The organism is Streptomyces marincola (genome assembly GCF_020410765.1).
GTDB lineage: Bacteria > Actinomycetota > Actinomycetes > Streptomycetales > Streptomycetaceae > Streptomyces > Streptomyces marincola.
On sequence record NZ_CP084541.1, the window covers coordinates 5,423,095 to 5,438,133 of the forward strand.

At 75.8% G+C, this 15,039-nt stretch carries 10 protein-coding genes; 5 read left to right on the forward strand and 5 right to left on the reverse strand.

The window, feature by feature from the left end; translation table 11 throughout:
* Window positions 1-22: 22 nt before the first annotated feature.
* A complete protein-coding gene (locus tag LC193_RS24000; protein ID WP_226077368.1) occupies window positions 23-661 on the reverse strand; it encodes a CGNR zinc finger domain-containing protein in 639 nt (212 codons plus the stop codon).
* A gap of 78 nt (window positions 662-739) precedes the next feature.
* Here LC193_RS24000 and LC193_RS24005 point away from each other — a divergent pair, with 78 nt between their 5' ends.
* On the forward strand, window positions 740-1,405 hold the full coding sequence (locus LC193_RS24005) for a pyridoxine/pyridoxamine 5'-phosphate oxidase (RefSeq protein WP_226077369.1): 666 nt from the start codon (window positions 740-742) through the stop codon (window positions 1,403-1,405).
* Complete coding sequence (locus LC193_RS24010) at window positions 1,402-2,118, forward strand: maleylpyruvate isomerase family mycothiol-dependent enzyme (protein WP_226077371.1); 717 nt, start codon at window positions 1,402-1,404, stop codon at window positions 2,116-2,118. Before LC193_RS24005 ends, LC193_RS24010 begins: the two co-directional genes overlap by 4 nt.
* Before the next feature lie 28 nt (window positions 2,119-2,146).
* On the opposite strand, the gene LC193_RS24015 is transcribed toward LC193_RS24010, so the two are convergent.
* Window positions 2,147-3,493 (reverse strand): ABC transporter ATP-binding protein, encoded by a 1,347-nt coding sequence (locus LC193_RS24015; protein WP_226077373.1) that lies wholly within the window; start codon window positions 3,491-3,493, stop codon window positions 2,147-2,149.
* A gap of 183 nt (window positions 3,494-3,676) precedes the next feature.
* On the opposite strand from LC193_RS24015, the gene LC193_RS24020 reads away from it, so the two are divergent.
* Together LC193_RS24020 and LC193_RS24025 are read left to right on the forward strand one after the other, a co-directional pair.
* Complete coding sequence (locus tag LC193_RS24020) at window positions 3,677-6,040, forward strand: type IV secretory system conjugative DNA transfer family protein (protein ID WP_226077374.1); 2,364 nt, start codon at window positions 3,677-3,679, stop codon at window positions 6,038-6,040.
* Window positions 6,041-6,159: 119 nt separating this feature from the next.
* Window positions 6,160-7,713 carry a PucR family transcriptional regulator gene (locus LC193_RS24025; RefSeq protein WP_226077375.1) on the forward strand — a complete coding sequence of 518 codons (1,554 nt, stop codon included), beginning with the start codon at window positions 6,160-6,162 and terminating at the stop codon, window positions 7,711-7,713.
* Between the two features lie 59 nt (window positions 7,714-7,772).
* Here LC193_RS24025 and LC193_RS24030 read toward each other — a convergent pair whose 3' ends face one another.
* Entirely contained in the window at window positions 7,773-9,068 is a 1,296-nt protein-coding gene (locus LC193_RS24030; protein WP_226077376.1) for a M14 family metallopeptidase, read from the reverse strand.
* Between the two features lie 230 nt (window positions 9,069-9,298).
* On the opposite strand from LC193_RS24030, the gene LC193_RS24035 reads away from it, so the two are divergent.
* Entirely contained in the window at window positions 9,299-10,753 is a 1,455-nt protein-coding gene (locus LC193_RS24035) for an aldehyde dehydrogenase family protein (RefSeq protein ID WP_226077377.1), read from the forward strand.
* 40 nt (window positions 10,754-10,793) lie between these two features.
* Here LC193_RS24035 and LC193_RS24040 read toward each other — a convergent pair whose 3' ends face one another.
* Window positions 10,794-11,855, reverse strand: coding sequence for a TRM11 family SAM-dependent methyltransferase (locus LC193_RS24040; RefSeq protein ID WP_226077378.1), 1,062 nt, complete (start codon window positions 11,853-11,855; stop codon window positions 10,794-10,796).
* A gap of 82 nt (window positions 11,856-11,937) precedes the next feature.
* On the reverse strand, window positions 11,938-14,817 hold the full coding sequence (locus LC193_RS24045) for a glycoside hydrolase family 3 C-terminal domain-containing protein (RefSeq protein WP_226077379.1): 2,880 nt from the start codon (window positions 14,815-14,817) through the stop codon (window positions 11,938-11,940).
* Between the last annotated feature and the right edge of the window lie 222 nt (window positions 14,818-15,039).

A 15,039-nucleotide genomic window follows, 5' to 3' on the forward strand; every position in this document is an offset into this window, starting at 1 on the left:
CGGGTCCGGGGCGGCCGGGCGGTCAGGGGGCTCCGGCCGCGCGCCGGCGGCTGTGGTGGCGGGCGACGCGGGCCCGGTTGCCGCAGGACGGCTTGCACCACTCCTGGCGCGGGTGGTCCTTGACGAAGTAGCGCACGCAGCGCGGCCCCTGGCAGGCGCGGAGCAGAACGCGCTCCGGCCCTGCCAGGAACGCGATGGTGTCCCGGGCGAGCGCGGCGGCGAGCCGTTCCGCGTCGTCCCGGCCGCCGGTGGCGACCGTGTGCGACGCGGGTTGCGCCGCGTGGGGCGGCCAGTGCAGGGCGGGGGCGACCGGGACCCGGGCCGCCGCCGCGTTCAACCGGGCGACCGCGTCGGCCGCGGGCAGCAGCCGGTGGGCGTCGGCCGGGCTCGGCGGCCCCGGGCGCACCGCGTGCGCGAACAGGGAGCGCACGGCCGCGCGCAGGCCGCGCACCGTCTCAAGGGCGCGGGGGTCGGCGGTGAACGCGGCGGTGTCGAGGTCCGCGCGCAGGGCGCCGGCGTGGGCGCGGACCCAGGCGGTCAGCCCCTCGGGCGCGAGCAGGTCGTCGGCGACGCCGCCGTGTCCGTCGTGCCGGACGGTGCCGGCGAGCGCGAGCGCGAGGCGGTGACCGGGGGCGGCCGGCCCCGGCGTGAGGTCGGGCATGCCGCCCATCCTAACGGGGCTAATGCTAGCCTGCCGATTAACCATTAGCCTGGGCCTGTGGCCCGGAGAGGGGCGACCATGGGTGACCTGCGCGACCTGCTGCGCGGCCTCGAAGTCTTCGCCGGGGACCTGCCGGACTTCGATCCCGCCGCGGCGCCGGACGACCCGGTGGAGCTGTTCACCGAGTGGCTGCTCGGAGCCGTGGCGGCCGGGGTGCGCGAGCCGCACGCGATGACCGTGTCCACCGCCGACGCGGCGGGCAGCCCCTCCGCGCGGGTGCTGATCCTCAAGAACGCCGAGCCGGGACCCGGGGGCGGCTGGCAGTTCGCGGCCCACCGCGTCGGCCTCAAGGGGCGCGACCTCGATCAACGCCCGTACGCGGCCCTGACGTTCTACTGGCAGCCCCTGGCCCGCCAGGTCCGGGTGCGCGGCCCCGTCGAGCCCGCGGGCCCTGGGCCGAGCGCCGCCGACTTCCTGGCCCGTTCGCCCGGCGCGCGGGCCGAGGCGCTGCTCGGCCGGCAGAGCACCGTGCTGGCCGACCTCGCGACCCGGGACGAGGCCATCGCCAGGTCCCGCGCCCGCGTCGAGGAGCACCCCGACCTGGTGCCGCCCGAGTGGACGCTCTACACGGTGCGGGCCGAGGAGGCCGAGTTCTGGCAGGGCGACCGCGAGCGCAACCACACCCGCCTGCGCTACCGCCGCGCCGCGGGCGGTGCCTGGCGCCGGGAGCTGCTGTGGCCGTGAGCGGCGCGGAGCCCGCGGAGTCCAGGGACGAGGAGCTGCGCGCCGCGGTGCTCGCGGCCCCCGGGCGGCTGCGCGCGCTGCTGCCCGGCCTCACCGACGAGGCGGTGCGCGCCCCGAGCGCGCTGCCCGGCTGGAGCCGCGGCCACCTGCTGTCGCACATCGAGGGCGTCGCGCACGCCCTGGCCCGGCAGGCGGAACGCGCCCTGCGCGGCGAGACGGTGGACATGTACGACGGGGGGCGTCCGGCCAGGGACGCCGCCATCGAGGCGGGCGCGCGGCGCGGTGCCGACGCGCTGCGGCGGGCGCTGGCGGACGCGCTCGACCGGGCCGACGCGGCCTGGCGCGCGCCGGGTCCCGGGGACTGGGCGCGGCCGGTCCGCTACCGCGACGCCGACCTGCGGGCCGCGCGCGCGGCCTGGTGGCGGGAGGCGGAGATCCACACGGCGGACGCGCTGCTCGGCCCAGGACCCGCCGACTGGTCGCGGGAGTTCTGCCGCCACACGCTGGACTTCCTCGCCCCGCGCGCGCCGGCGGGCACCCGGCTGACGCTCGCCGCGACGGACGGCGGGGAACGCGTCACCCACGGCACGGGCCGCCCGTTGACCGTGCGCGGCCGGCTGACCGATCTGACCGCCTGGTACGCGGGCAGGACCCCGCCCACCGCGCCGGCCGCAGACTCGGGCCCGCTGCCGCCGCTCGGCCCCTGGCCCTGACCCGCGCTCCCGGCCGGCCGCGCCCCGGTCAGGAGTCGAGCCGGAACCGCCGGGCCGGTGCCGGGCAGATCCGGTGGCCCTCGCTGTCGAACACGTACAGCTGGTCCAGGTCGAGGAGCAGCGGAACGCGCTCCCCGATCCGCGGCTGCACCTCCGTCCCGGCCCGCACCACGAGGGCGCCGCCGGCCCGGCCCGAGGCCGTGGGCGGCGGCGGCTGCTCCGGGGCGGGCACCGGCCCTGCCGGGCCTTCGCCCCGGTCCTGCCGGGCCAGCATGCGGCGCAGCCGGCTGGGTCCCTCGGCCCGCCCGGCCCTGGCGGCGCGCCTGGTGCGCGGCCCCGACGCGGGCCGCGGCGCCTCAAGGCCGTCCACGTCGGCGGGCCGCGCGCCGGTGGTCACGTGCACCAGGGACTCGTGCCCCTGGTACTCCACGTGCTGCACCACGCCGTTCAGCAGCGCCTCGGTGGGCCGCATCTCCTCGGGGGGCGCGATCCGCGCGGCCTCCGAGCGCAGCCCCACGGTGATCTCGCGGCCCATCTGCACGCGCAGCATCTGGTGGTCGGGGCTGAGCGGGTGCGGCAACTGCATGCGCTGCGTGCCGAAGTCGATGCTCATCCGCGAGTCGAGCGGCGCGTGCACGGTGGCGCGCAGCAGGTTGATCCGCGGCGTGCCGACGAACGCCGCCACGAACACGTTCTCCGGCAGCCGGTACACCTCGCGCGCCGAGCCGATCTGCTGGATGACGCCGTCCCGCATCACCACCACCCGGTCGCCGAGCGACATCGCCTCCGCCTGGTCGTGGGTCACGTACACCGTCGTCACCCCCAAGTGCCTGGTAAGGGTGGCGATTTCGGCGCGCAGCCGGTTGCGCAGCTTGGCGTCGAGGTTGGAGAGCGGCTCGTCGAGCAGGAACGCCGACGGCCGGCGGACGATCGCGCGTCCCATCGCGACGCGCTGCTGTTCACCGCCGGAGAGCTGACCCGGGTAGCGGTCCAGCAGCTCCTCGATGCCGAGCAGCCGCGCCGCGTCCGTGATCCGCGCACCGCCGTCCTCGTGCGGGGACTCGATGCGCAGCGGGAAGCCGATGTTCTGACGGCTCGTCATGTTCGGGTACAGCGCGTAGTGCTGGAACACCATGGCGAGCCGCCGCGCGCCGGGCGGCAGGTGGCTCGCCTCCTCGCCGTCGAGGAACAGCTCGCCCGACGTGATCGGTTCGAGGCCCGCGATCATGCGCAGTACCGTGGACTTGCCGCAGCCGGACGGGCCGAGCAGCACGACGAACTCCCCCGGGGCGATGTCGAGGGACATCCGGTCGACGGCGACGACGTCGCGCGAGTAGACCTTGGAGACGTCCCGCAGGGAAATGGCGCGTGTCATGACGAGTGTCCGTCCGGAAATCCTCATTGATCCAGCGGTGGAGCCGCAACGTAGCGCACCCCATGTCCCAGGGGAACGGGTCCGCACAGGTTGGCCCGGCGCATATTCGGCGATCCGTGCTGCACTAGATTTGAAGGCCGACGCACGGTCGGCCGATCGCCTGATCAGGGGGCTTGGCAGCGAATGAACAGCAAGGGCGCGCGCGACGCGCGGGAGACCGGCGCCCGGGTCGTGCCGCCGGCCGGGGGCGTGCCGCCGGTGCCCCGGCAGCCGCCGCAGGCCGAGGGGCCGCCGCTGATCCGCTGGCTGCACACGCCGCGGCCCCCGGCCGGGCCCGGCGTCTGGCGGCACGGCCACGAGCCGAAGCCGCCGCACGACCCCGACCGCCTCGGCGACCGCGAGCTGCACGGCACGGCGCTGCTCGCGGCGCTGACCGGGTGGCTGGTCTGGTCCCTGTACACCAACGGCTACATCAACGCCGTGACCTGGCCGCTCGACTGGCTCGGCCTCGACTCCTGGGGCACGGGCACCGCGGGCATCAGCGTCATCTACGCGTACGAGCTGCTGCTGGCCTGCCTGCTGGTGTACGCCTTCGGCCGCGTCGGCAACGCGCCCGCGCTGTGGCGCCGTTGGCGGCCCGCGTTCCTGCGCCTGGTGTGCGGCAGGACCAACGTCGAGCCGCTGCCCCGCCGCACCGCGCTGCGGGCCGCGGCCGCCCTCGTCGCCGGCTGGGGGGTCTGGCGGCTGTGCTTCCGCGGCGTGTGGGAATTCTGGCTCGAACCGCTCTACGCCCTGGTGCCCGACTCCTGGTGGCGCGAGGGCGACACGGGCGCCTACATCGCCGCGTACAACCTCTACTACGTGCTGTGGACGGCGCTGCTGGTCGCCGTGTTCGCCGCGCTCGGCGACTGGCGCGCCGTCTGGCGCCGCTACCGCCCGGCCCTCGCGCGGCGCGGCGGCGCGGCCACGGCGGAGGAACGCGCCCAGCTCGCGCGGCTGAGCGACTTCACCGAACTGCGCGACGCCGGGGCCCACGACGCCGCGGAACGGCTGGCCGCCGACGCGCGCACCGGCCGGATGGGCGACCTGGACTACGCGCGCATCCTCCACGCCTGGAGCGCGGTGCGGGCCAGGCCGACCGCGCTGCCCGCGTTCCGGGACGAGGCGCGCGCGCACGGCGCGGCGGCGTTCGTCCACCCGTCGGGGGACCGCGACCTGCCGGTCCGCGCGGCCCGGCACGACCTGCTGACCCGCCAGGTCCGCATCGGCCTGGCCGTCGACGAGGACCGCAACCCCTACGCGTACCGCGGCGAGCACGTGGCGCTGGACCCCGCGGTGCTCGGCACGTCCCTGCTCGCCGTCGGGCCGCCGGGCTCGGGCAAGACCGGCCGCGTCGTGCGCCCGGTCACCGAGGCGATGTGCCTGCACGCCCTCACCGGGCAGGCCGCCGTCGTCGCCGTGGGCACGGCGAGCGCCGCCCTCGGCCCCGACCGCGCCTTCGACATCGTCGTGCGCGTCGGCGACCCGGCCGGAACGCACCGGCTCGACCTGTACGGCGGCGCGACCGACACCGACGAGGCGTCGGGGCTGGTCGCCGAGGCGCTGGTCGGCGGGACGCGCGTGGACCCGAGGGAGGCGGCGGCCGTCCTCGTCCAGCTCATCGGCCCCTACCACGCCGCCTACGGCCGGCTGCCCGGCGTGCCCGAGCTGCGGGCCATGCTGGACGGCGCGCCCGCCCTGCTCGCCACGCTGCGCGAGGACCTCGCGCTGGCGGGCGCGCCGGAGCAGCAGCGCGAACTCGACGCCCGCGCACGGCAGTCCGAGCGGCCCGACGATCTCGGGCCGCACCTGGCCGACCGGCTCGCGCTGCTCGACCGGGCCGGGTTCTCGCTCGGCGACCGGGAGGGCACCACCCGCCCGTTCTCGCTCGGCGCGCTGGTGCACCCGCTGCGGGTGCGGATCGACCTGCCGGGAACCGGCCACGCCGAAGCAGGGCGCATCATCACGCGGCTGCTGCTCGCGCAGTTCGCCGCGGCCGTCACCGCGCGGCCCGACCGTTCGCTGTTCGCCTGCCTGGTCCTGGACGACGCGACGGCGGCCATCACGCAGGGCACCGTGCGCGGCCTGACCCACCTGCGGCAGGCGAACGCCGGGGCCGTGCTCGCCCTGCGCACGCTCGACGACGTCCCCGCGGGGCTGCGGGCCGGGCTGCTGGGCGCCGTCGGCTGCCGGATGGCGTTCTCCGGGATCACCACGTGGGACGCCGAGCACTTCGCGCGCGCCTGGGGCACCGAGTGGACGGAGGACCAGGACGTCACCCGCACCCAGGACCGCAGCGGCGGCTCGGTGCGGCGCATGGTGCGCGGGGTGCGGAAGCTGTTCACCGGGCGCGACGCCACCACCGAGTCCGTGACGGTGCGCCGGGTGGAGCGGGAGCGCTGGTCGGCATCGGAACTCGCCCACCGCGTCCCGCCGCGGCACGCGGTGCTCTCCCTCACCACGGTCGCCGGGGAGCCGGGGCCGCCGGTACTGGTGCACCTCGGCTGATGCGGTACGGGAGCGCCGCGGCCGATACCGGCCGCACATGCCACGGGCACCGCCCAGGTCCCCGGGGGCGCCGCTGTACCGTGAAGTCACGTGTCGAGTCGGCCACTCCAAGGTGATCCATGCATCCGACGCTTGCCTCCCTGACCCAGCACACCGGACTCAAGCTCGGCGTGCTCGCGGGCGAGGACCGGCTGGACGCCGAGGTCCGGTGGGCCCACGCCAGCGAGCTGACCGACCCGACCCCCTGGCTCGACGGCGGTGAACTCCTGCTCACCACGGGTCTCAAACTGCCGGTCGACGACCGGGAGCTGATGCGCCGTTACGTGACGCGGCTGTGCGGCGCGGGTGTCGTGGGCCTCGGCTTCGGGGTGGGCGTGAACCATCCGCGCGTGCCGCCCGCCCTGCTCGCGGCCGTCCGGGAGACCGGGCTCCCGCTGCTCGAAGTGCCGCGCTCCACACCGTTCATCGCGATCGGCAAGGCGGTCTCGGCCGCGATCGCCGCCGAGGCCTACCGGAGTGTCACGGCAGGGTTCGCCGCGCAGCGCGAGCTGACCAGGGCCGCGCTGTCCGACGGCGGCAGGCAGGCGCTGCTGGAACGGCTCGCCTGCCAGGTCGGCGGCTGGGCCGCGCTGTACGACCTCTCGGGGACGCCGACCGCCGTCGCGCCCGGCTGGGCCGCGCGCCGCGCCGCGCGGCTCACCACCGAGGTGCGCAGGCTCGGCGCCCGCCCGGCGCCCGCGAGCACCGTGTGCCCCAGCGCGCCGGCCGACCGGGTCGAGCTCCAGACCGTCGGCACCGGGCAGGTGCCCCGCGCGGTGCTCGCCATCGGCACGGCCGAGCCGCTCGGCGCGGCGGAACGGTACGCGCTCCAGTCGGCGGTCGCCGTGCTCACGCTGCTCACCGAACGCTCCCGCGCCTACCTGGCGGCCGAGGCCCGGCTGTCGAGCGCGGTGCTGCGCATGCTGATCAGCGGCGAGCCCGATCACGCGCGCGCGGTCGCGGGCCAGTTGTACGGAACGCTCCTCGACGCGCCGCTGCGGGTGCTGGTCGCCGGGGCCGGCGCGCAGCCGCAGGCCCTTGAGGAACTGGGCGCCGTGGTCGAGTCGGCCGCCGCCCGCGCCGGCGAGTCGGTGCTCGCCGCGGCCGACGGCGACGACCTGGTCGTGCTCGCGGCGGACGGGGGCGCGGCCCTGACCGCGTGCGTGGAGTACGCGGCCGGGCAGGAGCCGCGCGCGGGTCTCGCCGTGGGGCTGTCCGCGCCGACCGGGCCTGCCACGGCCGACACCGCCTACCAGCATGCGCGCGAGGCGCTGCTCGTGGCGCGCCGGCGCGGCCGGCCGCTGGTCGAGCACGACGACGTGGCGAACGGGTCGGTGCTGCCGCTGCTCGCCGACGACGCGGTGCGGGCGTTCGCCGACGGCATGCTGCGGGCCCTGCGCGCCCACGACGAGCGCGGCCGGGGGAACCTGGTGGCCTCGCTGCGCGCGTGGCTGGCGCGGCACGGCCAGTGGGACGCGGCGGCGGCCGACCTCGGCGTGCACCGCCACACGCTGCGGTACCGGATGCGGCGGGTGGAGGAGATCCTGGACCGCTCGCTCGACGACCCGGACGTCCGGATGGAGCTGTGGCTCGCGCTGAAGGCCACGGAACGCTCGCCGCTCGGCTCCTCCTGACGCCCGGGCCGCCCGGGTGCCCCGCGGCTCACGCGGGGCACGGGTGCGGGTCGGGCGGTTCAGCAGTACTCCGCCTCGTTGCCGGTGATGCGGTAGGGGCAGTCCGCGTAGTCGAGGAGCGTGAGGACCGCGGCCCTGTTCCTGCTGGTCTCGCGGTCGATCACGTTGCCGGGCGGGTAGAAGCCGCCGCCCGAGCTCGACCGGGGGTACATCTCGAAGGTGAACGAGAAGATGCCCTGGTCAGCCCACATCCAGTCGTTGACCGAGCCGTCGGTGATGTAGAGGTCGCTGGACTGCTGCGGCGTGTAGCCGTTGGTGTCGGCGAGGGCGGTGCCGAGTGCCTCGAACGTGTCGGCGTCGTCCCGGGTGAGGCCGGCCGCGGTGTCGGCGTAGGTGTACCCGTAGGGCCACAGCACGAGTTCGCCGTAGGTGTGGAAGTCGATGTGCGCGGTGATCTGCTGCTCGCCGCCGACGACGCGGCCGCGCACGAAGTCCGCGACCACGCCGGTCTCGGTGCCCGACTCGGGGGACGGGCCGCGGTAGGTGTCGCTGCCGGGGGAGCCGGAGGAGCCGCCGCAGCAGCCCCAGCGGTAGTCCCAGTTGCGGTTCAGGTCGGTGCCGATCGCGGACGAACCCGCGTTCGGCTGCCGGTTCTTGCGCCACATGCGGAACGCCCCTGACTCCTGGTCGTAGACCTTGCCGTCGGGGTTCACCGACGGCAGGATCCACACCTCGCGCTCGTTGAGGAGCGAGGTGATCTCGGGGTCGGTGCCGTACCCGGAGGTGAGTTCCTCCAGGGTGTAGAGGGCCATCTCCACGGTCAGGTGCTCGCGGGCGTGCTGGTTGTGGGTGAGGAGCACCTCGGGCTCGTTCTCGTCGGCCGCCGCGTTGTCGCTGACCTTGACGGCGACGATGTCCCGGCCCTGGTGGGACCGCCCGATCACCTCGGCGGCGACCAGGCCGGGGTACTGCCGTTCTGCCTGGGCGACGGCGGCGAGCACCTCGGCGTGCGTCCGGTAGTCGCCGGGGGCGGCGGCCCGCGGCGCGCCGCGTTCGCGCGGGGCGGTCAGCGGGGTCAGCTCCCAGCCGAGCCCGGTCAGTTCGGCCGCGTGCGCCGCGTCCGCGCTGATGAGGACGGAGTCCTCGCGGACCTCGTCGATCGCGGTGCCGGTGCGGGCCAGCGCCGTGCGGTCGGCCGCGGTGGCCACGCCGGCCACCTCGTAGGTCACGATCGCCGTCGCGGACGCCGCCTCGGGCTCCGGGGGAGCGGCGGTGGCCTGGGCGGACGACCAGGCGAGCGCCAGGGTGAGGACGGCCGCCGCGGCGGCCCGCCTGCGGTGTCGGGTCATGCGCATCACGTCTCCTGGGTGAGGGTGTGCCGGTTCGACCGTGGGACAGCCGTTCATGCTGGCGAATATGGCATGCTCCCGTCAAGATGGCCTTCCGTGGCTGCGCCACCCGCCGGAACGGCACACCCGCGGGACGCATTGCGCCGCGCCGGACAAGAGGCGACCCGAGGGGCAGCGCCTACGGTGGGAACGCGAGACGACAGCGTCGGAAGCGTTCCGGAAGGGTGGCACCCGCGATGACCACAGCGACAACCCCGCGTCCGTTCTGGCTCGCCGGCCGCGCGGCGGCAGGCGAAGGCACCCTGGAGGTCACCTCGCCGTGGGACGGCGCGACCGTCGGCGCCGTCGGCGTGCCGAGCCGGGCGCAGACCGAGGAGGCGGTGGCCGCCGCGGCGGACGCGGCCCACGCGTTCGCGGCCACGCCCGCCCACGCGCGCGCCGCGGCGCTCGACCATGTCGTGCGGCGGCTGGGGGAGCGCGCCGAGGAGATCGCCCGGCTGATCACCGCGGAGAACGGCAAGCCCATCATGTGGGCGCGCGTGGAGGTGAGCCGGTGCGTCTCGGTGTTCCGGTGGGCGGCCGACGAGGCGCGCCGCTTCAACGGCGGCACGGCCCAGCGGCTCGACGCCGACGCGGGCGGCACCGGCCGCCTCGCGCTCACCCGCCGCTTCCCCTACGGGCCCGTGCTCGGCATCGCGCCGTTCAACTTCCCGCTGAACCTGTGCGCCCACAAGGTCGCCCCCGCCCTCGCGGCCGGGGTGCCGATCATCCTCAAGCCCGCCCCCGCCACACCGCTGTCCGCGCTGCTGCTCGGCGACCTGCTCGCCGAAACGGACCTGCCGGCCGGGGCGTTCAGCGTGCTCCCGGTGCCCAACGACGAGATGCCCGCGCTCGTGAAGGACCCGCGGCTGCCCGTCATCTCCTTCACCGGCTCGGTCCCCGTCGGCTGGTCGATCCGCGACTCGGTGCCCCGCAAGCGCGTCACCCTCGAACTCGGCGGCAACGGCGCGGCCGTCGTGCTCGCGGACTACGCCTCCGACGCCGACCTCGACTGGGCGGCGCGGCGCATCGCGACGTTCTCCAACTACCAGGCGGGGCAGTCCTGCATCTCGGTGCAGCGGGTCATCGCCGACGCCGCCGTGCACGACCGGCTCGTGCCGCGCCTGGTGGCGGCCGTCGAAGGGCTCGTCACCGGCGACCCGTCCGACGACGCCACCGAGGTCGGGCCCCTGATCGACGAGAACGCCGCCCGGCGCGTGGAGACCTGGGTGAACGAGGCCAGGGACGCCGGGGCCCGGGTGCTCACCGGCGGCACCAGGGACGGGGCGAGCCTGCGGCCGACCGTCCTCACCGGCGTGCCGCGGGACGCCAAGGTCTCGTGCGAGGAGGTGTTCGGCCCGGTGCTCTCGGTCAGCAGGGTCGAGGGCGAGCAGGAGGCGTTCGCGGCGGCCAACGACTCCGCGTTCGGGCTCCAGGCCGGGCTGTTCACGCACGACATCCAGGCCGCGTTCCGCGCGCACCGCGCGCTTGAGGTCGGCGGCGTCGTGGTCGGGGACGTCCCCTCCTACCGCGCGGACCAGATGCCCTACGGCGGGGTGAAGGACTCGGGCGTGGGCCGTGAGGGCGTGCGGTTCGCCATGGAGGACTACACCTACGAGCGCGTCATGGTGCTCACCGGCCTCGACCTGTGAGGGCGCCGCGCGGGGCCTGGCCGCCCGGCCCCGCGCGGCCTCAGCGCGGTGCCGGGAGGCGCGCGACGACCAGGTCGCGCACGATCGCCTGGTCCACGCGGTGCAGGAAGCCGCGGTACGGCTCCTCGTCCATGACCTCGAAGCCGAGCTCAGCGAGCAGGCCGGCCAGCTCCTCCCTGCGGGCCACCAGCGTGTTCCACGCGATGCCGACCGCGCCGCCGGGCCGCAGCAGCCGCGCCCACACCGGCAGCGCGTCCCGCAGCAGCGGCAGCGGGCTGCGGGTGCGTTCGGCGCGCGCGGCGGCGCCGTGCTGCACCCCGTAGGGGGCGTCGGTCACGACCAGGTCGAACGTGGCGGGCCTGAAGAAGTCGCCCGCGGCCGTGGTGTCGGCGTTGATCATCGTGACGTCGATGGCGCGGCCCCGCTTGTACAGCTCCTTGGTCTCGCCCAGCTCCACGTGCAGCCTGCGGCCCAGCGCCCTGCGGTCCCGGCGGACGGTGGTGGTCTCCGCCCGGTGCTTGAGCCTGCTGTTCTTCAGCCACTGCCGCAGGAACGTGCCGTAGGCGTCGAAGCTCTTGGCGTCGCGCTCCACGCCCGCGGCGTCGAGCCCGTACATCACCGCCTGGTTGAGCGTGGTCCCGCGCCCGCACAGCGGGTCGAGCACCCGCAGTTCGCCGCTGAGCAGCCGCTCGGGCGTGGCGCAGGACAGGGCCGTGACGTTCAGCAGCAGTTTGGTGAAGTCCTCGTTGGTCTTGCCCGGGTACTTCTGGATGGTGAGCAGGTCGCTGGCGAACCTGTCCAGCCGGGACAGCGCGACCGGCCGCAGCAGGGGCTCCCGGCCCGGCGCGTCCGCGTCCTCGATCTCGAAGAGGGCGTACAGCGACGAGAGGTTGGCGAGCAGGTCCGTCTCCCGCGCCGACAGCCCTTCGGTGCGGAAGGTGAGGTAGGGAACGCCGCCGATGACGGTCGTGGTCACGTCCGCGAGCCGCCCGCCGAGCACGGCGGCGTCGAGGACGAGCAGCTCGGCGCGGGCCAGGGCGGGGGCGGTCTTGGCGTAGACCCGGTTGTGCGAGGGGAGAAGGAGCAGGCCGTAGGTCTTCATGGCGCCGGACAGTCTAGTCGCGGGCGGGCCGGGCCCAGGTCCGGGCGGGTGCGGGCCGCTCGCGGCCCGCACCCGGCGGCGTTCAGGAGAAGTCGAGCCGGTCCACGCGGACCGGACCGCGCAGCGTCAGCCGCAGGTCGTGCACGCCGCCCGGCGCGCCGGGCAGGGCCGCCGTGACCGTGGTCCACGCGTAGCGGTCGCCGGTGGACGGCACCCGCAGCTCCGCGCTGCTGCCGGTGCCGAGCACCTCGACGGCCACCGTGGCCGTGCCCAGCTCCTCGCGCGCGGCGCGCAGCCGCACCGACCCCGTTGAGTCGCCGAAGTCGCAGGAGCGGAACAGCAGTTCACCCGGCTCGTCGGGTCCGGCCGCGACCGCGTCGCCCGTTTCCCTCGTGGTGTCGGTGAGTTCGGCGCCGCGGCTGTCGTCGAAGTCCGCGGCGGCCAGCCCGGCCCGCCGCACCGGGCGCGGCCCGGCGGCGGCGCCGCCGACGTGCACCGCCGCGCTGCCGCGCAGGTCGCGGCTCGACGCGCCGACGGACACCGTGTACGTGCCCGGCTCCACCGTCCAGCGGGAGTGCGCGACGTCCCAGTGGCCGAGCGCGTCGTCCAGGGGAACGGCGAACGCCAGCCGCCGCGCCTCGCCCGCGGCGAGGTGCACGCGGCGGTGCGCGATCAGCGCGCGGTGCGGGCGCGGCACGCCCGGGCTCTCGGCGCGCGCGTACACCTGCACCACCTCGTCGCCCGCCCGGCCGCCGGTGTTGGCGACGGTCACCTCGACGTCGAGGACGCCGGCCTCCGGGTCGGCCCGCACGGCGAGCGCGGTGTAGTCGAAGGACGTGTACGACAGGCCGTGGCCGAACGGGTACAGCGGCGTCCCGTCGTAGTAGAGGTAGGTGGCGCGGGCGGCGATCAGGTCGTAGTCGAGCAGCGCGGGCAGCTCGTCGTCGCCGGTGTACCAGGTCTGGGGCAGCCGGCCCGCGGGCGAGACGTCGCCGCACAGCACCCGGGCCAGGGCGGTGCCCGCGGCCTGGCCGCCGTGCGCGGTCCACAGCAGCGCGGGCAGCGCGGCGTCCGCGTCCCCGACGGCGTACGGGTAGGCGGAGGTGAGCACCAGGACGGTGCGGGGGTTGGCCGCGTGCGCGGCCCGCCACAGCCGGTCCTGCTGCGGCGGCAGGGCCAGGGTGGTGCGGTCCTCGGTCTCGCGCCCGTTGATGTGCGGGTCGTTGCCCGCGACGACGACCACCACGTCGGCGCCGGCCGCCGCGGCGGCCACCGCCTCCTCGCCGCGCTCGGCGGTCTCCAGCTGGAAGACGTCGCCCGCCCCGCCCTCGCCCGCGGCCTTCAGACCGTCCTCGGTCGCGCGCACGTGGCGCCCGGTGCCCAGGTGCCGCAGCAGGTGCCCGGCGCCGTGCGGCTCGAACGTGAAGGTCTCCTGGACGACCCAGCCGCCTGGCTGCTCCGCCGACGCCCGCAGGTACCCGTCGTCGGCGACGGACACGTAACGGCCGTCCGGCGCGCGCAGCGTGCACACCCCGCCGCCCCAGTCGAGCAGCGAGAACACCGTGGCCTCCGCCTCCGCGCCGCCGGCCGCCACCCGCAGCGGCGGCAGGTCGGTGCGTCCGCGCAGCAGGGCCGGGTCGAGCGCGGCGACGGAGTCGCCCGCCTCCGCGCCGCCGGTGCCGCCCGGGGCCTCGGGCACCCGCACGAAGCCGTCCGCCGTCCGCAGCCGCACCAGGTCGGAGCCGTCGACGTGGACGGCCGAGGCGACGGACGGGTGGTCGCGCAGCCCGGCGAACGGGGTGGTCCTGCGCAGCAGCGCGCCGCTGTACCAGTCGAGTTTCACCTCGTCGGCCAGCGGCCCGACGACGGCCACCCGGACGCCGGGGCGCAGCGGCAGCAGCCCGTCGTTCTTCAGCAGGACCACCGCCTCCTCGGCCGCGGTGCGCGCCAGCTCCTGGTGCTCGGGGGTGTCGAACGCGGCGTCCGCCTCGAACGGGTCGAGGCCGGGGTCGAACTGGCCGAGCCGGAAGCGCATGCCGAGCAGCCTGCCGACCGCGGTGTCGATGTCGGCCTCGGTGATCAGCCCGCGCTCCAGCGCCTCGGTGAGCCGTTCCACCGTGGGCGCCGAGTCCTCGCCGTGGTCGGTGAAGCTGTCCACGCCGGCCCGCAGCGCGGCGGCCAGCCCCTCGGGGTGGCCGGGCAGGTAGCCCTGCGAACCGGCCACGTTGCTCGGCGCCCCGGCGTCCGAGCACACCACGAGCGGCAGGTCGGTCCACGTGCGCAGGTGTTCGGACAGCAGGGGGGAGAGGTGGTTGGGCCGCCCGTTGACCAGGTTGTACGCGGGCATGACCCCGGCCACCGCGCCCGAGCGCACCGGGCCGCGGAACGCGGGCAGTTCGTACTCGTGGAGCACCCGGGCGCGCAGGCTGGTGCTCGCGGTGTCCCGTTCGTGCTCGTGGTTGTGCGCCAGCCAGTGCTTGAGCACGGGGGCGGTGCGCCAGTACACGGGGTGGTCGCCGCGCAGGCCGCGGCAGTACGCCGCGCCGAGGGAGGCGGTGAGGTGCGGGTCCTCGGCGTAGCCCTCCTCGTTGCGGCCCCACAGCGGGTGGCGCAGCAGGTTGACGGTGGGCGACCAGACGTTGAGCCCGACCTTGGGGTCCTTGGCGCGCATCGCGCGCACCTCGCGGCCCGCGGCCTCGCCGACCCGGCGCACCAGGTCGTCGTTCCAGGTGGCGCCAAGGCCCACCGCCTGGGGGAAGACCGTGGCCCTCCCCATCCAGGCGACTCCGTGCAGCGCCTCCTGCCCGGTGCGGAAGGCGGGGACGCCGAGGCGGTCGACGGCGGGGGCGAACTGGTGCAGCAGCGCGATGCGTTCGGCGAGGGTGAGGCGGCCGAGCAGGTCGGCGACGCGGTCCTCGACGGAGGCCAGCGGATCGCGGAAGGGCAGGGGTTCGGCGGTCACGTACGGTCCCCTCGGGATGGTGGCGGCTCACCCGTGGAGCGATCCGCGAAGTCCATGTTCGAAGCGCTTCGATGCTGGGTTTCCGGTCCCGCCCCTGTCAAGACACCGCCCGGTATCGACTCCCTATCGCCTTGCTTCTTCAGGTCGAACCCGTATCGAAACACCGTTGAAGTTTCTGTGAAGCAGGGCTTGTGCCGCCCGCTGGCGGGTCTTAACCTCAGC

Coding starts and splice junctions, on each gene's coding strand:
- LC193_RS24000 (WP_226077368.1), bottom strand. CDS start 661: ATGCCCGACCTCACGCCGGGGCCGGCCGCCCCCGGTCACCGCCTCGCG.
- LC193_RS24005 (WP_226077369.1), top strand. CDS start 740: ATGGGTGACCTGCGCGACCTGCTGCGCGGCCTCGAAGTCTTCGCCGGG.
- LC193_RS24015 (WP_226077373.1), bottom strand. CDS start 3,493: ATGACACGCGCCATTTCCCTGCGGGACGTCTCCAAGGTCTACTCGCGC.
- LC193_RS24020 (WP_226077374.1), top strand. CDS start 3,677: ATGAACAGCAAGGGCGCGCGCGACGCGCGGGAGACCGGCGCCCGGGTC.
- LC193_RS24025 (WP_226077375.1), top strand. CDS start 6,160: ATGCATCCGACGCTTGCCTCCCTGACCCAGCACACCGGACTCAAGCTC.
- LC193_RS24030 (WP_226077376.1), bottom strand. CDS start 9,068: ATGCGCATGACCCGACACCGCAGGCGGGCCGCCGCGGCGGCCGTCCTC.
- LC193_RS24035 (WP_226077377.1), top strand. CDS start 9,299: ATGACCACAGCGACAACCCCGCGTCCGTTCTGGCTCGCCGGCCGCGCG.
- LC193_RS24040 (WP_226077378.1), bottom strand. CDS start 11,855: ATGAAGACCTACGGCCTGCTCCTTCTCCCCTCGCACAACCGGGTCTAC.